The 17,539-nt window shown below is 70.5% G+C and carries 20 protein-coding genes; 5 read left to right on the top strand and 15 right to left on the bottom strand.

Features of this window, described 5'->3' with window-relative positions; all coding sequences use genetic code 11:
• Window positions 1-118: 118 nt before the first annotated feature.
• From BJY28_RS09765 to BJY28_RS09755, 3 genes are all read left to right on the top strand, one after another.
• A complete protein-coding gene (locus BJY28_RS09765) occupies window positions 119-1,012 on the top strand; it encodes a cation diffusion facilitator family transporter (RefSeq protein WP_179462842.1) in 894 nt (297 codons plus the stop codon).
• A gap of 157 nt (window positions 1,013-1,169) precedes the next feature.
• Entirely contained in the window at window positions 1,170-1,529 is a 360-nt protein-coding gene (cmtR, locus tag BJY28_RS09760) for a Cd(II)/Pb(II)-sensing metalloregulatory transcriptional regulator CmtR (protein ID WP_179462841.1), read from the top strand.
• On the top strand, window positions 1,526-2,122 hold the full coding sequence (locus BJY28_RS09755) for a cadmium resistance transporter (protein ID WP_179462840.1): 597 nt from the start codon (window positions 1,526-1,528) through the stop codon (window positions 2,120-2,122). Before cmtR ends, BJY28_RS09755 begins: the two co-directional genes overlap by 4 nt.
• A 191-nt stretch (window positions 2,123-2,313) precedes the next feature.
• On the opposite strand, the gene BJY28_RS09750 is transcribed toward BJY28_RS09755, so the two are convergent.
• From BJY28_RS09750 to BJY28_RS09730, 5 genes are read right to left on the bottom strand one after another with little or no spacing between them, the layout of a single operon-like run.
• Window positions 2,314-2,712, bottom strand: coding sequence for an arsenate-mycothiol transferase ArsC (locus tag BJY28_RS09750; RefSeq protein WP_343037044.1), 399 nt, complete (start codon window positions 2,710-2,712; stop codon window positions 2,314-2,316).
• A 14-nt stretch (window positions 2,713-2,726) separates the two neighbouring features.
• Window positions 2,727-3,149 (bottom strand): arsenate reductase ArsC, encoded by a 423-nt coding sequence (locus BJY28_RS09745; RefSeq protein ID WP_179462838.1) that lies wholly within the window; start codon window positions 3,147-3,149, stop codon window positions 2,727-2,729.
• A gap of 25 nt (window positions 3,150-3,174) precedes the next feature.
• Complete coding sequence (locus tag BJY28_RS09740) at window positions 3,175-3,798, bottom strand: arsenate reductase/protein-tyrosine-phosphatase family protein (RefSeq protein WP_179462837.1); 624 nt, start codon at window positions 3,796-3,798, stop codon at window positions 3,175-3,177.
• Window positions 3,795-4,898 carry an ACR3 family arsenite efflux transporter gene (arsB, locus tag BJY28_RS09735; protein WP_179462836.1) on the bottom strand — a complete coding sequence of 368 codons (1,104 nt, stop codon included), beginning with the start codon at window positions 4,896-4,898 and terminating at the stop codon, window positions 3,795-3,797. Before arsB ends, BJY28_RS09740 begins: the two co-directional genes overlap by 4 nt.
• 2 nt (window positions 4,899-4,900) lie before the next feature.
• Window positions 4,901-5,368, bottom strand: a complete 468-nt coding sequence (locus BJY28_RS09730) for an ArsI/CadI family heavy metal resistance metalloenzyme (protein ID WP_179462835.1) — start codon at window positions 5,366-5,368, stop codon at window positions 4,901-4,903.
• 84 nt (window positions 5,369-5,452) lie between these two features.
• Between BJY28_RS09730 and BJY28_RS09725 the strand changes: the two genes are divergently transcribed.
• Window positions 5,453-5,815, top strand: a complete 363-nt coding sequence (locus BJY28_RS09725; RefSeq protein ID WP_179462834.1) for an ArsR/SmtB family transcription factor — start codon at window positions 5,453-5,455, stop codon at window positions 5,813-5,815.
• A 47-nt stretch (window positions 5,816-5,862) separates the two neighbouring features.
• Here the strand turns inward: BJY28_RS09725 and BJY28_RS09720 are convergent, their stop codons facing one another.
• The 9 genes from BJY28_RS09720 to BJY28_RS09680 form a co-directional block, all read right to left on the bottom strand.
• Window positions 5,863-7,983, bottom strand: a complete 2,121-nt coding sequence (locus BJY28_RS09720; RefSeq protein WP_179462833.1) for a hypothetical protein — start codon at window positions 7,981-7,983, stop codon at window positions 5,863-5,865.
• A 1-nt stretch (window position 7,984) separates the two neighbouring features.
• A complete protein-coding gene (locus BJY28_RS09715) occupies window positions 7,985-8,341 on the bottom strand; it encodes a helix-turn-helix domain-containing protein (RefSeq protein ID WP_179464048.1) in 357 nt (118 codons plus the stop codon).
• A complete protein-coding gene (locus BJY28_RS09710; RefSeq protein ID WP_343037043.1) occupies window positions 8,316-9,449 on the bottom strand; it encodes a tyrosine-type recombinase/integrase in 1,134 nt (377 codons plus the stop codon). Before BJY28_RS09710 ends, BJY28_RS09715 begins: the two co-directional genes overlap by 26 nt.
• Before the next feature lie 180 nt (window positions 9,450-9,629).
• A complete protein-coding gene (locus BJY28_RS16275; RefSeq protein WP_179462832.1) occupies window positions 9,630-10,529 on the bottom strand; it encodes a VldE C-terminal domain-containing protein in 900 nt (299 codons plus the stop codon).
• A 326-nt stretch (window positions 10,530-10,855) separates the two neighbouring features.
• Window positions 10,856-11,812 carry an electron transfer flavoprotein subunit alpha/FixB family protein gene (locus tag BJY28_RS09700; protein ID WP_179462831.1) on the bottom strand — a complete coding sequence of 319 codons (957 nt, stop codon included), beginning with the start codon at window positions 11,810-11,812 and terminating at the stop codon, window positions 10,856-10,858.
• Window positions 11,813-11,842: 30 nt separating this feature from the next.
• Complete coding sequence (locus BJY28_RS09695; RefSeq protein ID WP_179462830.1) at window positions 11,843-12,622, bottom strand: electron transfer flavoprotein subunit beta/FixA family protein; 780 nt, start codon at window positions 12,620-12,622, stop codon at window positions 11,843-11,845.
• Between the two features lie 217 nt (window positions 12,623-12,839).
• The gene (locus BJY28_RS09690) at window positions 12,840-13,163 is read right to left on the bottom strand and encodes a YqfO family protein (RefSeq protein ID WP_179462829.1); all 324 of its coding nucleotides are present in this window, start codon (window positions 13,161-13,163) and stop codon (window positions 12,840-12,842) included.
• Window positions 13,164-13,283: 120 nt separating this feature from the next.
• A complete protein-coding gene (locus BJY28_RS09685) occupies window positions 13,284-14,063 on the bottom strand; it encodes an enoyl-CoA hydratase/isomerase family protein (RefSeq protein WP_179462828.1) in 780 nt (259 codons plus the stop codon).
• Window positions 14,060-14,614 (bottom strand): T3SS (YopN, CesT) and YbjN peptide-binding chaperone 1, encoded by a 555-nt coding sequence (locus BJY28_RS09680; RefSeq protein ID WP_179462827.1) that lies wholly within the window; start codon window positions 14,612-14,614, stop codon window positions 14,060-14,062. Before BJY28_RS09680 ends, BJY28_RS09685 begins: the two co-directional genes overlap by 4 nt.
• 34 nt (window positions 14,615-14,648) lie before the next feature.
• Here BJY28_RS09680 and glgX point away from each other — a divergent pair, with 34 nt between their 5' ends.
• Window positions 14,649-16,826 (top strand): glycogen debranching protein GlgX, encoded by a 2,178-nt coding sequence (gene glgX, locus BJY28_RS09675; protein WP_179462826.1) that lies wholly within the window; start codon window positions 14,649-14,651, stop codon window positions 16,824-16,826.
• A 3-nt stretch (window positions 16,827-16,829) separates the two neighbouring features.
• Here the strand turns inward: glgX and BJY28_RS09670 are convergent, their stop codons facing one another.
• Window positions 16,830-17,534 carry a maleylpyruvate isomerase family mycothiol-dependent enzyme gene (locus BJY28_RS09670; protein WP_179462825.1) on the bottom strand — a complete coding sequence of 235 codons (705 nt, stop codon included), beginning with the start codon at window positions 17,532-17,534 and terminating at the stop codon, window positions 16,830-16,832.
• Window positions 17,535-17,539 lie beyond the last annotated feature (5 nt).

The following is a 17,539-nucleotide window of genomic DNA, read 5'->3' as shown; positions in this document are numbered from 1 at the left end:
GCGGCGTCCACCGGGTGGACGGACACGCGGACGCCGTGCCAACATATGCACATCTGCACAGTTCTTCATATATATATATGACTCCGGCGGTGCAGACCGGGACGACGAAGGGGACGGGATGAGCCACTCGCACGGGAGCGCGACCGGGCAGCACCGCTGGCGGTTGCAGCTGGCCCTGGGGCTGGTCGCCACCTTCTTCGTCGTCGAGCTGGTCGCCGCCCTGCGCAGCGGGTCGCTGGCGCTGCTCTCCGACGCGGGTCACATGGCCGCCGACGTCGTCGCGCTCGGCGCGGCGGTGACCGCCACCGCGCTGGCCACCCGGCCGGACCGCACCGGTCGGCGCACCTTCGGCTCCTACCGGGCGGAGGTCTTCGCCGCGGGGCTGGCCGCGCTCATCATGCTCGCGGTCGCCGCCTTCGTGCTCGTCGAGGCGCTGGGCCGCCGCGGCGAGGAGGCCGAGCCGGCCACCGGGGCGATGCTGCTCGTCGGCGCGCTCGGTCTGGTCATCAACCTCGTCACCGTCGTGCTGCTGCGCGGCGGCGCGTCCGAGTCGATCAATGTCAAGGGCGCCTACCTCGAGGTGCTCGCCGACACCCTCGGCTCGGTCGGGGTGCTCGTCGCCGGCGGTCTCGTCGCGCTCACCGGCGACGGCGTCTGGGACACCGTCGTGGCGCTGCTCATCGCCGCCTTCATCGTCGTCCGCGCGGTGATGCTCGGGCGCGAGGTGCTCGGCGTGCTCGGTCAGCACGCCCCCGCCGGGGCGCACCCCAGCGACGTCGAGCAGGCGCTGGCCGGCACCCCCGGCGTGGTCGAGGTGCACGACGTGCACGTGTGGACCCTCACCTCGGGGATGGACGTGGCCACCGCGCACGTCGCGGTCGAGCCCGGCGCCGACCACCACGACATCCTCGACGCGTCGGAGACGGTGCTGCGGGAGCGCTTCGGCATCGCCCACTCCACCGTGCAGGTGGAGCCGCGCACGCACACCGGGTGCGACGACGTGGGCTGGTGAGGCGGAGCGGTCAGCGCCCGGCCCCGACGAGCTCGATACTGGCAACGTCACGTATTCGAAGTCTGTGAATAGCCCTTGCGGGACCGACTCGGCGGCCCCGTTCGTTGACTTGACCACGATTCGAGCATAGTTCATAGAACGCTGTATTGTTCAGTACATGCTGACATTTCCCTCTCGACTGGACGCGATGCGTCGTCTGGGTCGTGCGTTGGCCGACCCCACGCGTTCTCGGATACTCCTGGCGTTGCTGGAGCACGCCGCGCATCCAGCAGACCTCGCGCGCGACCTTGACCTGACGCGCTCGAATGTCTCCAACCACTTGGGTTGCCTCCGCGACTGCGGAATCGTCGTCGCCACCCACGAGGGCCGCCAGGCTCTGTACGAGATCGCTGACCCGCATCTGGCACGCGCGCTCACCGAGTTGGTCGAGGTGAAGTTGGCCGTCGACGAGAGCGCCCCGTGCCTCGACGCCGACTGTCCGGTACCCGGCTGTCACGACGGGAGTGTCCAGGCATGACCATCACCGCACTGCTCCAAGCGGTGGGCCTCTTCATCGCGACCAACATCGACGACATCATCGTGCTCTCCCTCTTCTTCGCCCGCGGAGCGGGACGCTCGGGGACGACGGCCAAGATCTTGGTGGGTCAATACCTCGGCTTCCTCGGCATCCTCGCCGCCGCAGTTCTGGTGACCATCGGGGCAGGCTGGGCGCTCCCCTCTGAGGCCATCCCCTACTTCGGACTCATCCCGCTTGCCCTGGGCCTGTGGGCTGGGTGGCAGGCCCTGCGCGGCGAGGGCGATGACGACGACGCGGCCGTGGCCGGCAAGAGCGTCGCCGTCGCGACGGTTGCTGGTGTCACGTTCGCCAACGGGGGCGACAACATCGGGGTCTACGTCCCGGTCTTCCTCAACATCAGCATGGCCGCTGTCATCACCTACTGCCTCGTCTTCCTGCTCCTCGTCGCCGTGTTGGTGGGGCTCGCCAAGTTCGTCGCCACTCGCGAGCCCATCGCCGAGGTCCTGGAACGGTGGGAGCACATCCTCTTCCCGATCGTCCTGATCGGCCTGGGTGTCGCCATCCTCGTCGGCGGCGGCGCGTTCGGCCTCTAGGGGGAGGATCCGCCCTCTCCCCGGATCTGACGGTTCATGCCCGGGAGGGGCCGCATGTCAGCCAGTTCGAGGCGACCTGGTTCGCGCACCATGGCGCGGTTCCCGGCTCGCTCCCCAAGACGCTCGCGTTCACGGCCGAGCGCACGCTGGCGGCGAGTTGTTACAGGGCCGCGTTGCGCAATTTGGACACCTCACACCTCGTGGCGCAGAGCTGCTGCTAGGGCATCGACTCGTGTCGTGATGTCGTCGCGGATGAGGTTCATGCGCGCGTGGCCCTCGATGCCGCGGGCAGACGGCTCGTCGGTGATCCATCGGTCGGTCGTCGAGGTGCCCGGCTGCTCGATCTGGGCATCCTCACCAAGGATGACGACGCGGTCGACGGTGTCGAGCATCGCTGGGTCGATCGGTTTGGGGTGCTCCCCAGCGACGCTGGCGCCGACCTCTTCGAGCGAGGTGACCGAGCCCGCGTTGAGCGCTGTCCCGGGACGTGTGCCAGCTGAGTGCACGTCGATGGTGTGGCCGTGGCGTTGGCGCATGAGGGCGGCAGCCATCTGGGACTTGCCGCCGTTCTTGACGCAGACGAAGAGCACGGAGGGTCGGGTGCTCATGCGCGGGTCTCGACCGGGTCGATTCCGAGGGAGTCGAGGAGCTGACTGACTCGGGCTCGGATGTTGTCGCGGATCGGCCGCACGGCGTCGACCCCCTGCCCGGCTGGGTCATCGAGGGTCCAGTCCTCGTAACGCTTGCCGGGGAAGATCGGGCAGGTGTCACCGCAGCCCATCGTGATGACGACGTCGGAGGCCTTGACGGCTTCGGTCGTGAGGATCTTGGGCGTTTCCGCAGACAGGTCGATGCCCTCCTCGAGCATCGCCTCTCGAACGGCAGGGTTGATCGTGTCTGCGGGTGCCGACCCGGCCGAACGAACCTCGACGGCACCGCCGGAGAGGGTGCGCGTGAAGGCTGCGGCCATCTGCGAGCGGCCGGCGTTGTGAACGCAGACGTAGAGGACTGAGGGTTGGTTGGTCATGTGGGCTCCAGGAGGGTGGGAGAGGTCAGGCGAGGACGTCGCGCAGGAGGCGGGTTACGCGCTGTTGGATGTCATCCCGGATGTCCCGCACGACGTCGAGTGGTTGGCCGTCGGGGTCGGCGACGTCCCAGTCCTCGTAGCGCTTGCCGGGAAAGACCGGGCAGGCGTCGCCGCAGCCCATGGTGACGATGACGTCTGCTGCCTGGACGGCGCTGTGGGTCAAGGGCTTGGGGTATGGCGCGCTGAGCGGGATGCCACGCTCGGCCAGGGCTTCGAGGACGGTGGGGTTGACCGTGTCCACGGGTTCGGACCCGGCCGAGCGCACGTGGACCTTGCGGGCAGACAGGTGCTCGGTGAGGGCGGCGGCCATCTGGGACCGCCCGGCGTTGTGCACGCAGATGAAGAGGATCTCGGGGACTTGCTTGGCGACTCTCCCTTCAGCCTGGGCCACGGTCATGAGCTGCTCGCGGGCCTGCTTCGCGACGAAGATCGGCAGGTACTGCGTGATCGTGGCGCGCGGCTCGAGCAGGGCGCGGGCCTCGTGCACGACTGTGGCGATGGTCTCGGGTGAGAAGACCCCGTCGTAGGCGTAGGTCAGGTCGTCGATGAGTCGGTCGTACGTGTCGGGCGTGTGGGGTGCGGTACTCACGTGCGGTCCTCTGCTGGGATGCGAGATGGTGCCACGGCTGACGAAGAGTGGGGGAAGCGTCGACGCAGCCCGAGGCTGACATAGACCAAGCCGACGAGGACCGGCACCTCGATCAGAGGTCCGACGACGCCTGCGAGGGCCTGGCCGGATGTGACGCCGAAGGTCGCGATGGCGACGGCGATGGCCAGCTCGAAGTTGTTGCCCGCCGCGGTGAAGGCGAGCGTGGTGGTGCGTTCGTAGGTCATCCCGAGTACGCGACCGGTGAGGTAGCCGGCGCCCCACATCAGGGCGAAGTAGGCCAGGAGCGGCACCGCGATGCGGGCGACGTCCAGTGGGCGCGAGGTGATCGCGTCGCCCTGCAGGGCGAAGAGGACGACGATGGTGAAGAGCAGGCCGTAGAGCGCCCACGGGCCGATCTTCGGCAGGAAGGTGCCCTCGTATGCCTGCCGGCCCCAGCGCCGCTCGCCGATGCGGCGGGAGAGGTACCCGGCGAGCAGGGGGACCCCGAGGAAGATCAGGACCGACACGGCGATCTGGCCGAACGAGACGTCCAGCGTGCTTTGCTCCAGGCCCAGCCAGCCCGGGAGCACCGCCAGGTAGAACCACCCGAGGGCCGCGAAGGCGAGGATCTGGAAGATCGAGTTGAGTGCGACGAGGACGGCAGCCGCTTCACGGTCGCCGCAGGCCAGGTCGTTCCAGATGATCACCATGGCGATGCACCGGGCGAGGCCTACGATGATCAGACCGGTCCGGTACTCCGGCAGGTCGGGTAGGAAGGCCCACGCCAGGGCGAACATCAGCGCCGGGCCGACGATCCAGTTGAGCACGAGGGAGGACCCGAGCAGGCTGCGGTCACGGGTGACCGAATCAAGGCGGTCGTACCTGACCTTGGCCAGCGGTGGGTACATCATGACGAGCAGGCCGAGGGCGATGGGCAGCGAGATGCCGTGCAGCTGGACCGCGTCCAGGGCGGACCCCAGACCGGGCACCCCGCGGCCGAGCACGAGCCCGGCGACCATGGCGATGCCGATCCACGCGGGCAGGTAGCGATCCAGCATCGCCAGGCGTGCGGGCGCGCGTTCGGGGGTTTCTTCAGACATCGTCACGCTTGGCTCCCCTGCGGGGCGCAGCACGGCGAGGACTGCTCGAGGACGGGCAGGGACGCGGTGGCCGGCTGGGCGTTCGCCGGGTTCTCGTCCTTGACGACGTAGACCTCCCACGGGGCGCCGGCCGGGTCGTGGACCCACACCTTGTCCTGCAGGGCGTAGCAGCACGTCGTGTCGTCCTCGTCGAACGTCGCCAGCCCGCCATCCGTGAGCCGGGTGCGCGCCTCGCTGACCTGCTCGGCGCTGTCGACCTCGACGCCGAGGTGGTTTAGCGCACCCCGCGGCCCACTCTCGCGGGTCGCCTCGTCGGTCTCGATGAGCACGAGCTTCAGCGGCGGCTCACTGATCGCGAAGTTCGCGTAGCCGGGCCGGCGCTTGTGCGGCTCGACACCGAAGAGCGTGGAGTAGAAGGCGATGGACGCCTCGAGGTCGACGACATTGAGAGCGATCTGAACGCGGCTCACGTGGGGTTCCTCCATCGGGTCATATCGACGTGTGTCGATACGTCAACCTTGGCACTGCGCATCGACGCATGTCAATATGAGGCCATGTCGATCGCCCACTCCACCGACGGACGCACCCTCCTCACCCAGGCGGTGGAGCGGTGCTGCGCCACCGAGGGGAGCGCACCCATCTCGCGCGAGGACGCCGAGGCGGTGGCCCGACTCCTCAAGGCGGTCGCCGACCCCGTCCGCCTGCAGATCCTGGGCATCGTGCGCTGCTCCCCCGGTCAGGAAGTGTGCGCCTGCGACCTACCGGAGCCCCTCGGCCTGGCCCAGCCCACGGTGAGTCACCACCTCAAGGTGCTCGTCGACGCCGGCCTGCTGACCCGGGAGCGTCGCGGGCAGTGGGCCTGGTTCACCCTCGCGCCCGATCGCCTCGCTCTGGCGCGTCAGGTCCTCGACGCCTGACCAGTCGGGAGCGACACCAACCGGCCCGCCGCAGCGTGGCGGCCCCGTCACACATCGATGACCGGCCCCTGATTCACGTCCCGCCGGCGCGATGGGCCATAGGCGCTCCAGCTTGAACCCGCCACCTCGGCCCACTTCTGGGCGGTGCTCGTATCGATCCCCAAGGCGTTGGCAATGACCGCCGGTGGGACGCTGGCGGCCAGATGCAGCAGCGCGGTGTTGCGGCTGACCCGCGCGGGGATCCCCAGTGGTCGAAGTGCTCTCATCAACGACATCGCGTGCCGCGGCTGACCGGCCCTCTTGCCCGGGAAGAGCCACTGCTCGTCGGCCAACTCACGAGCAGCCCCGAAGGGCTTGTGGACGGGCAGTTGCCGAAGAAGGTCCGCCAGCACGGGAGGAACGTCGAGCGGATGTTCGCCCAGCTTGAGCTGCATCCGCCCCCTGTCCTCGGTGAGGTCTTCGAGCGTCAGCCGCGCAATCCGGGCCAGCGGTTGCGCGTAGAGCAGCACGAGAGTTCCTGCCACTCGCTCCTCAACTCCGGCTATGGACGGATCGTGCAACAGCCGGCGGGCCAGCTCCAGCTGGTCGTCTGGATCCCCAGTCTGCGCTGACGCGGCCACGCTCGGGGTGGTGACGGCGACGCTCGCAGGTAAGAAGCGCTGTCGCTTGAGCCACCGGACGAAGTGCAGGCTCCTGCCCTCGAGCGCCCACTCCTCGATGTCGCGTTGTCGGCAGTCACGCACACCGACACCGCGAAGACTGAGGAAGGCGATGAAGCGCTGGGCGCTGCGAACCTCGCTGCGGGCGTTGTACGCCTGGTTGGCCGTCAGCCCACCCGGGCCGATCTGCAGGCGAGCGATCACATACCACTGTGCGTAGCGCGCGAGAACTTGCCGTTCGCTCACCTGGTCGACCTCTGCCACGACGTCCTGGCAGAAGACCCTCAGCCGCGCCAGGTACTCATCCCGCTCGTTCAATAAACCCGCCGACACCAGCACTCCTCGCAGGTAGTGCACGCTGAACGCTTGCGGCTCGGCATCCAGCAGCTCATGGGTGACCTCCCCGTGCTCGGTCAGCAGGTCTCCGAGCAGCCGGAAGCACTCAACCCGTCCCCAGTTGTGCAGCACCGAACGAGGGTCCATCTCCAGCAGTGCCTCGCGCACGGGCGCATACCCAAGGCGAAGGTGCCCGTGCTCGTCCGCCAAGAACTCGTCGACCCTCGTGGCCGCCTGGCAGGCGAAGCACCACGGGTCTCCATCGTTGGTGGTCCTGCGTCCCAACCCCTCCTGCCCGCACGTCGCGCACAGCACAACCGGGGCCCAGTAGCAGGTCGGGCACACGTCAGGAGAGGTCTCCGTCGCACGAAGAGCGACCCGTCGAGTGCGCCCGCACAGACCGCACTCCCTGTGCGGGTGGCGGTAGCAACGTCCGCACAGATTCCGGTCATGACCGCCACGACCGCCCTTTCTCGCGACGAGCGCGGCCGACTGCCCGCACGCGTCGCAGGTTGCCGTCGTCTGCCTCTCCTTGGTGTAGCAGTTGGAGCACAGGCCAGTCCCATCTGGCTGGCGTGCGTTGACGCGGGTGACCCGGCCGCAGCTGGCGCAGGACTCGGTCGGCGCACGACGACTGGCGCACCGTCGGCAGTATTCGAGTCCGTCCTTCGAACGCCGCACCTGCATGACCCGGCCGCACCCGGCACACTCGCCATCGGGCTTGCCTGCGTTCCTGCACGTCCCGCAGAGCGCGCCCCCTTCGGAGCTTTTGCCCGCCACGTGCCGCTCTTGGCCGCACACCGAGCAGATGGCTCGTCGCGTCCGGTTGTAGCAGCTGGGACAGATTCGCTGCCCGTCTGCGGTGTTGTGGAAGAGGGTGCGCGGGCGAGCACACGACGCGCAGGCAGGACTGACAACCCCCTTCACACCGGCGGCGATCGCGGCGTAGAGCAGCTCGCCGACGACCTTCGGCATTCTCGAGCCCCCCTGCGTCACGACGTCGGGGTGCTCACGCAGGTACGTGAGCAGGTCCTTGCGAGTTCGGGGCCCCGGTGCGACCTGCCCGACGAGTTTCGCGATCAGCTCAGGCTGGACTTGGGGGTCATGCCGCTGCAGGGCGTCGACCACATCCTGCACGTCGTCGTTGGCAGCGCCGCCCTCGTCATCGGGCATGTCATGTGCCCCCGGGGTCGTGCACGATCTGAGCCCGAACGGCTCTGGGCGCGCCCCCGCGCCGAGGCGCGTCTGGTCGTTGGCCCACGGCCTTGCGCGCCCGACGAGAGGTCGACACCACATATGGCTCGATCAGATCCCCTGGGCCACAGCCAAAGAGATCGCACAGCGCCGACAAGAGCTGCATGTTCATCCTGGCTGGCGGCGATGTGACGATGCGGTACACCTGCGTCGGCGTCATGACCACCCCGCGATCGGCCAGATGGGGCACCAGATCCGAGGTGGCATGCATCCCGTGCTGAGCCATCACCTGACGTAGGTGCCACCGATAGTCAACCGTCTTCGTTGCCTGGCTCATCATTCGGCCCTTCTGTCGGTGGGGTGAACGCTCGGTCCAAAGCCTGTCGCACCACCTGGTTGCGGTAGTCGCCTGACACCCCGGTGTAGAGAGCAGTCGTCGAACCCCAGCGGTGCCCAGCTTGCTCCTGGACGAATCGGTGGTCGAAACCATCTTCGATCAGATGGGTGACGTATGAGTGTCGCAGGCAGTGCGGATGCAGGAGGGGGTCGAGCCCCAACTCCTCGCGCCACTGCGCGAATCTGCGATCGACATGGTGACTGCTGACCCGGCCCTGTCTCTCCGTGGGCCACAACGCCGGCGACGTCGTCTGGAACTGCGGACGCACCTGCTCCACGTACTGGGCCAGCGCCTCGCTCGCCCACCGGTGCACCGCGATGACCCCTCGACGACGCGGCCCGGAACCACGCGAGGCCTTCCCCCATCGCACGTTGCACACTCCGTACTTGCCGAACTCCGGCGCTGCCGGGTTTCGCGTGAAGTCGTACACGTCCAACATCGCCGCCTCTCTGCGCCGTAGCCCGAAGGCGTAGATGACCTTGAAGAGGGTCGCATCCCGGTACGCCGTCGCCCACCCCTTGCGGCCCGAGCCATACGCCTGGAACGCACGCTCATCCGCATGGTCGAGCAGTCGCTGGACCTCCACCCGCGTCAAAGGGCGGACTTGCGGACGCGCCTCCGTCTCGATCACGTGCGCGGTGGTGTTCCACTCGTGGAAAATCTGGACAGGATGCGAGCCAAACATCTCCATGGACCGCTCGCCCCACCCGTAACGAGGGTCCACGAGGTAGTCGCAGAACAGCGCAACGGCCTGCTGGTAGGCGCGCACGGTCGAAGTGGCCACCGGCCTGGGCTCAGACACCAGATGCGTCGTCCAGTCCTCGACATCCACGGGGCCCCACTCCCACGGCATCGAACCGCAGAACTCCATGAATCGGCGAACCTGCCGGTCCCGCGCGTGGATCGTGGCGAGGTTCAACGACCGAGCCCGCTGCTGATTGGCGAACCCCTGCAACATCTCCTCGACGAAGGCGTCAGCCGTCGCGACCGGGTCTCCCGACGCCCTGAACGGCAGGACGAGCGCGCCCATGTCCCCGTCGTCATCCACCACATGAGCCAACATACATCAAATGCATGATTCGTACATCACATGCAAGAAACCCCGGAAAATCAGGGGCCGAGAACGCCCGTCAAGAGCCGCAGTCGATCGGACTAGAACCCTAAGAACCCCGGAAAATCAACCTTCCCGGGACTCGGGATCCTACATCTGCTGCAATATGTCAGCGTTTCAGCCGACCGAGATGTGCACGTGGTCGAAGTGGTTGGCCGTGGCCGAGCCCCGGTCCTCCATGGCGCGCCAGCCCTGACCGGGCAGCCAGATCCGCTGCTCCCAGATGACGTACTTGATGCCGAGGGGGCCGGCGTTGGACGTGGCCCACGCGGCGACGGCGTCACCGTCGGCGCTGCCGCACATGACGTCGACCGCGTTGCCGGAGCCGTGGTCGCCGCTGTCGCCGGCCCGGTAGCCGCCGATGTTGCTCAGGTGCGGGAACTCGGTGCGCACCGCGGAGTACACCCGCTGGGCGGCCGAGCTGAGGCCGATCCCGGCGCCCTCGGCGGCGTAGCTGCTCGTGTCCGGGGCACCCGAGCCGCTGGAGCCGGAGCCGCTGTCCTCGCTCGCGCTGCTGGTCTCCTCGGACGTCTCGCTCGAGGTGCTCTCCTGCGTGGTCGGCGCCGAGCTCTCCTCGGTGGCCTCCGGGGTCTCCTCGGCCGGGGCCTCGGTCTCCTCGGCCTGAGCCTCCTCGGAGGTCTCGCTCTCCTCCGGCGTCGGCTCCGGGGTGGGCTCGGGCTTGGCGACCGCCTCGACATCGACCGAGCCGAAGTCGCTGCTGCCGGAGTCCTTCTCGCTCTTCTCCGGGGCGACGAGCACCTCGCGCCCGGCGGAGCGCGAGCCGGCGTCCTCGGAGCGCTGGGCCAGCTGGGCCGAGGCGTCCTGGGTGCTCGTGCTCTGCGCGGTCGCGGCCGCCTCCTCGCCGGAGGTGGCCGGGGCGATCACCAGGCTCAGCGAGCCCGCGACGAGGCCGAGACCGGCGACGGCCTTGACCGTGGTGCGGGGGCCGGCCGCGCGCAGCCTCGCCAGCGGGCCGGCGCTGGCGTGGCGGGAGACATGGCGGGTGGAGGGGCTCACAGGGGTACCTCAGGGGAGACAGCTCGGCGCCTCGGGCGCATCGGGGACTGACGCGCGCGGGGCTGGGACGGGGAGGTCGACGACACCGTCGACACGCCGGGCACCGTGGTGGACGGCCACCACGATGGATGAAGGCGCAACGACCAGCGTAACCGGCCCCCGTCGCGATGTCACGTTTGGGTAACGCGAGGTGCATCACCCGTGCTCGGGACACGTGCCGGCCCGGACGCCGGCAGACCGCACCCGGACGCCAGCGCCCCGGACGCACGAGAGCCGCCCGGGGATCCCGGGCGGCTCTCGACGCGTGGTTGCGCAGGGAGGGGCGGTCAGCCCTTCTTGCCCTGCACCGCCTCGGTGGCCTGCGGCAGCACCTGGAAGAGGTCGCCGACGACGCCGAAGTCGACGAGCTCGAAGATCGGCGCCTCCTCGTCCTTGTTGATGGCGACGATGGTCTTCGAGGTCTGCATGCCGGCGCGGTGCTGGATCGCGCCGGAGATGCCGGCCGCGACGTACAGCTGCGGGCTGACCTGCTTGCCGGTCTGGCCGACCTGCGAGGTGTGCGGGTACCAGCCGGCGTCCACCGCGGCGCGGGAGGCGCCGACGGCCGCACCGAGGCTGTCGGCGAAGCCCTCGACCGGCGAGAAGTCGCCGCCGGTGCCACGGCCACCGGAGACGACGATGGCCGCCTCGTTGAGCTCGGGCCGGCCCGACTTCTTCTTCGGCTCGGAGGCGGTGATCTTCGCCGCCTTCGCCGCGTCGGACAGCTGCGGGGTGAGCTCCTCGAAGGCACCGGCGCCGCTGGCCTGCTCCGGGGCGGTGGAGTTCGGCTTCACGGTGATGATCGCGGTGCCGGTGGTCACCTTCGCCTTGACGGTGTAGGAGCCGGCGAAGACGGACTGGGTGGTCTCCGGGCCGCCGTCACCCGCCTGCACGTCGACGGCGTCGGTGATCAGGCCGGAGCCGGTCTTGATAGCCAGCCGGGCGGCGATCTCCTTGCCGGCGGCGTTGCTCGGGATGAGCACGGCGGCCGGCGAGGACTGCTCGACGAGCTGGGCGAGGATCTCGGCCTGCGGGGCCACCAGGTACTCCCCGACCGAGGGGTCGGAGACGGCGACGATCTTCTCGGCGCCGTAGCGGGCCAGCAGGTCCTTGGCGGTCTCGGCGCCGGGGCCGATGAAGACGGCCGTGGGCTCACCGATGCGGCGGGCGAGGGTAAGCATCTCGGCCGCGGGCTTCTTGACCGCGCCGTTGGCGTGGTCGACGAGAACGAGTACTTCAGCCATGGGGGTGTCTCTCTCCTTGTCGCAGCCGGCTCAGACGAACTTGTTCGTGGCGAGGAACTCGGCCAGCTTGGTGCCGCCGTCGCCCTCGTCGGTGACGATCTCGCCCTGCTCGCGCGGCGGGCGCTTGGCGAAGGAGGTGACCTGGGTCCAGGCACCCTCCTGGCCGACCTGCCCGGCGTCGACGCCGAGGTCGGAGAGGCTCCACTCCTCGACCGGCTTCTTCTTGGCCGCCATGATCCCCTTGAAGGAGGGGTAGCGCGGCTCGTTGATCTGGTCAGTGACCGAGACCAGCGCCGGCAGCGAGGCCTCGATGGTCTCGCTGGCGGTGTCGCCGTCACGGCGGATGCTCACGGTGCCGTCGCCGACGGTCAGCTCCGAGGCGAAGGTCACCTGCGGCAGGCCGAGGCGCTCGGCGAGCATCGCCGGGACGACCGACATGGTGCCGTCGGTGGAGGCCATGCCGGTGAGCACGAGGTCCGGGGTGCCGATCTTCTTGACGGCCTCGGCGAGCACCAGCGAGGTGGCCGGGGCGTCGGAGCCGTGGATGGCGTCGTCGCTGACGTGCACACCCTTGTCGGCGCCCATCTGCAGGGCCTTCTTCACGGCCTCGCCGGCGTCGGCCGGGCCGATGGTCAGCACGGTGACCTCGCCCTCGCCGTCCTCGACGATCTTCAGCGCCTCCTCGATGGCGTACTCGTCGAGCTCGGAGAGCAGGCCGTCGACGCCCTCCCGGTCCGTGGTGTTGTCCTCGTTGAACGTGCGGTCGGACTGAGCGTCCGGCACGTACTTCACGCAGACGACGATGTTCATCGGTGAATCGTCCTCTTCCTGGGTCAGGCGATGGTGTCTGTCCGGAGGCCGTGTCCGCGCGACGTCGTGGCCGCTGCTGGCGTGGGCCCCTCACCCCGCAACCTATCGACGCGAGGCGGGCGGCACCAACCGTGGGTGAGGTGCCATTCACCACACCGCCCCGTCCTGCCGGGGTTCCTGACCGGTAGGTAACGGGATCGTGGTGGTCGGGAGCGGCTCAGCTCGCGTCGTTGCGCAGCACGTGGAAGGCGGGCTCCTCGTAGGGGTGCACCTCGCGCAGGGCGGCGACCACCGTCTCGCGGAGCCCCCGCGGGAAGGTCAGCTCGACCCGGTCCTCGGCGACGTGCTCGAGCCGGCCGACCTCGCCGATCGTCGGGTCGGCGCCGCCGACCGGCCGGAACTGCCCGGTGCCCGGGACGACGAAGGCGCACTCGGTGTACTCCCCGATCGCGCCGGCGCCGACGGCGAAGAGGCCGGCGAGCACCCCTTCGGTGTCGTCGTGGGGGACGTAGACGACGAGGACGTCCAGCGGCTCGGACAACGTGCAGACCCTTCGCTTAGCTGTATCCGCTCGGCCTGCAGGCCGAGCGAATACAGCTGCCTAGGCAGTTGCGTTTTTCGGGAGGTGCGGGTCGGTGGGGGTGGGAGGTGGGGGCCTGGGTCAGGTGCCGTCGAAGGTGGCCTTGCCGGGGCCGTTCTCCATGAAGCTGCGCATCCCGGCCTTCTGGTCGTTGGTGGCGAAGAGCCCGGCGAAGAGGGAGCGCTCGATCTCCAGCCCGGTCTGCAGGTCCACCTCGAGGCCGCTGTCGACGGCCTGCTTGGCAGCGCGCAGCGCCAGCGCCGGACCACCGACGAAGGGCGCCATCATCTCCTGCGCCGCGGCGAGCACCTGGTCGGGCTCGACGACCCGGTCCACCAGCCCGATCTGCTGCGCCTCCTGGGCGTCGACGAATCGGCCGGTGTAGATGAGGTCCTTGGCCTTGGCCGGACCCACCAGGCGGGCCAGCCGCTGGGTGCCGCCGGCGCCAGGGATGACCCCGAGGAGGATCTCCGGCTGGCCGAGCTTGGCGTTGCTCCCGGCGATCCGGAAGTCGCAGCAGAGCGCGACCTCGCAGCCGCCGCCGAGCGCGAAGCCGGCGATCGCCGCCACGGTCGGCTTGGGGATGGCCGCCAAGTCGCGGGTGAAGCCCTGCAGCAGCCGGCTGTGCTCGGCCATCTCGGCGTAGGACATCTCGGACATCTCGACGATGTCGGCGCCGGCGGCGAAGACCTTCTCGCCGCCGTAGAGGATCACCGCGGCGACGTCGTCGCGCCGGCCGGCCTCCGCGGCCGCCTCGCCGAGGCCGCGCTGCAGCTCGGCGTTGAGGGCGTTCATCTTCGGCCGGTCGAGGCGGATGACCCCGATGCCGTCCTCGACCTCCAGGCGGACCAGCTCGCTCATGCGCCCGGGCCCTGCCCGTTCTGACCGTCGGCCGCACCGCCCTGGGCGGCGTCGTCGGCCGCGCGGGCCTCCTCGACGGCCTCGGCCAGGTCCTGACCGGTGGCCCGCTGGTGCCACAGCTGCACGCCCTGGAGCACCAGCGGCACGGAGAGCCCGAGCAGGCCGCGCACGTCGGCGCCGCGCGGCAGGATGTGCTCGCTGGTCACCAGCAGGGTGTCGTTGGCCACGGCCGCCTTGACGAGGTTGAAGGCGACGTTGAGGTCGTTGCACACCCGCAGCCGCTCGGTCTCGTCGGTCGGCACCGGGTCCTCCAGGGCCCACTGGCCGAAGACCCGCAGCACGTTGGACTCGTCGTCGGCGCACCGCACGAAGAGCTGCTGCCCCTCGAAGGTGAAGGAGACGTCGCCGTCGGTGTCGATGCTCGCCTCCAGGCCGAGCTCGACGAGGGCGTCCTTGACCCGCTGCTTCAGCGGGGCCTCGGCCGGCGGCTCGGCGCCGTCGCCCTCGCCGGGCTGCGGGGAGAAGTTGGGCAGGCTGGTGGGATCGCTCATGCCCCCAACGTACCGACTGCCTAGGGTGTCGGCCATGCCGCCCGCCGCACCCGAGACCGACGCCCAGCCGCTGCCGCGCTGCCCCGCCCCCGGGGTCACCCCGGTGGCCGGCGGCGCCGACGTCGCGGTGCACGCGCCGGACGCGAGCAGCGTGTGGCTGACCACTCAGGACGCCCTCGGCCGGGAGCACCGCCACCGCCTCCCCCGGCGCCGGGAGGGCTGGTGGTTCGGGCACGTCCCCGGACTGGCGGCGGGCACCCGCTACGGGCTGCGCGCCGACGGCCCGTGGGCACCGGAGCGCGGGCACCGGTTCAACCCGGCGAAGCTGCTGCTCGACCCCTACGCGCGGGCGATCGACGGCGGCGTGCGGCTCACCCCCGCGGTCTACGGGCACGTCGTCGACGACGCCGGGCGCGGCGACCACCGGGTGCGCAGCGACCTCGACTCGGCGCCCGACACCCCGCGGGCGGTGGTGGTCGATCTCGCGGCTGTCGACCGCCCGGCCCAGGAGCCCGAGAGATCTGCACCTGCATCTGCACCGCGGCACCCGGCGGACGAGCTCGTCATCTACGAGGCGCACGTCGTCGAGCTGACCCGTCGGCTGCCGGCGGTGCCGGAGCAGCTGCGCGGCACCTACGCCGCTCTGGGGCACCCGGCGACGATCGCGCACCTGCGCGAGCTCGGGGTCACCGCGCTGGAGCTGCTGCCGGTGCACGCCTTCGCCCACGAGCCGCACCTCGTGCGCCGCGGGCTGACCAACCACTGGGGCTACACGACGCTGGGCTTCTTCGCCCCGCACCAGCCGTACTCGGCCACGCCCGAGGACCCGCAGGCGACGGTACGCGAGCTGCAGGACGCGATCGCCGCGCTGCACGCCGCCGGCATCGAGGTGCTGCTCGACGTGGTCTACAACCACACCGCCGAGCAGGGGGTCGACGGGACCACGCTCTCCTGGCGCGGTCTGTCCGCGGCCCGCAGCTATCGCCTCGACGAGAGGGGCCGGGACATCGACGTCACCGGCTGCGGCAACACCCTCGACCTCACCGACACCGCGACCCAGCGGATGGTGCTGGACTCGCTGCGGCACTGGGTGACCCGTTACGGCGTCGACGGCTTCCGCTTCGACCTCGCCGTGGCGCTGGCCCGCGGCGCGCACGAGGACTTCGAGCGGCAGCACTCCTTCCTCACCGCGCTGCGCACCGATCCGGTGCTCTCCCAGGTGCGGCTCATCGCCGAGCCCTGGGACATCGGTCCGCACGGCTGGCGCACCGGGCAGTTCCCGCCGCCCTTCGCCGAGTGGAACGACCGCTACCGGGACGCGGTGCGCACCTTCTGGCTGACCGACGCCGCCGCGCGGGCGCGCGGCGAGCGCGGCGGGCACGGGATGGGCGAGCTGGCCACCCGGCTGGCCGGCAGCCACGACCTCTTCGGCGGGCACGACCGCGGGCCGGAGGCCTCGGTGAGCTTCGTGACCGCGCACGACGGCTTCACCCTGGCCGACCTCACCGCCTACGACCACAAGCACAACGAGGCCAACGGCGAGGACGGCCGGGACGGCAGCGACCACGACCTGTCCTGGAACCACGGCGTCGAGGGCCCCACCGACGACCCGTCGGTGCTCGCCGCCCGGCGCCGCACCGCCCGCGGGATGCTCGGCACCCTGCTGCTATCCACCGGCACCCCGATGATCGCCTCCGGCGACGAGATCGGGCGCACCACCGACGGCAACAACAACCCCTACGCCCAGGCGAACGCGCTCAGCTGGCTCGACTGGGACCTCGACCAGCCGCGCCGCGACCTGCTCGCCACCACGGCCCACCTGACCCGGCTGCGCCGCGAGCTGCCGGTGCTGCGCCGACGGGCCGGCTGGTCGGCCGGCGGCGACAGCGACGGCGCCGGCAGCGACCTGTCCTGGTTCGACGAGCACGGCGCACCGATGACGACGAGCGCCTGGGAGCAGGCCGATCGCCGCACCCTGCAGCTCGTCCTCGACGGCCGGCCGCTCGGTCACCGCAGCGCGCTGCTCGTGCTGCACGGCGGGCCGCACGACGCGACCCTGACCCTCCCGCCGGTGCCCGGCGCGAGCGGCTGGGTGCTGGAGTGGGACAGCGCCTGGGAGTCGCCGGGCGGGCGACGCACCGGGGAGATCCTCTCGCCGCGCGCGGAGCCGGTGGGCGCGGCCAGCCTGCGTCTCTACTCCGCCGCGGGCTGACGCTCAGCTGCTGAGCGGCATGGCGAAGACCTGCCGGCCCAGGGCGGCGTCGCCCGACCAGACCAGGCCCTCGCTCCCCCGCCGCTTCCACAGCGCCAGGTAGAGGTCGGCCGCCGCGCCGCTGAGCTCGGCCGCCGGCTCGCCGTCGCCGAGGACGACCCGGTCGCCGGTGTCGGTGCAGCGCAGCGCGATCGCCGCCGGCAGCGGATCCAGGCGCCCGGAGCCCAGCCGCCGCGGCAGGAAGACCTCCACCACCTCGGCCAGGCCGTCCGCGGCCACCTCGGCCGGCACCGGCGTGACCGGCAGGCCGAGCGCCTGCTCCAGGTCGACCCGGTGCACGACGTGCTCGTGCAGCTGGCGCCGCTGCCAGAAGGCGACCACCTGCAGCGGCGGGTGGAAGCTCCACGCCGGCGCCTGCGGGTCCACGGCCAGCTCGGCGCGCAGCTCGCGGGCGCCGACGTCGAACCAGTCGGCGAGCCGCTGCGCCGGTGGCGCCGGCGGGGCGTCCCGCCCGTGCCCGTCGCGCACCGCGACCACCACCCAGCGGTGGATGCCGCCGAGGTGCCCGACGAGGTCGCTCACCGACCAGCCGGGGCAGGCGGGCACGGGCCGCTGCCAGCCGGGCTCGTCCAGGGGGGCGAGCAGACCGGCGATCCGGTCCAGCTCGACCTCGAGACCGGCCACCCGGTCCGGCACGGCGTCGCGCACCCGGA

This window comes from Janibacter alkaliphilus (genome assembly GCF_013408565.1).
Taxonomy (GTDB): Bacteria; Actinomycetota; Actinomycetes; order Actinomycetales; family Dermatophilaceae; genus Janibacter; species Janibacter alkaliphilus.
This window is presented reverse-complemented; position numbering and strand designations above follow the sequence as displayed.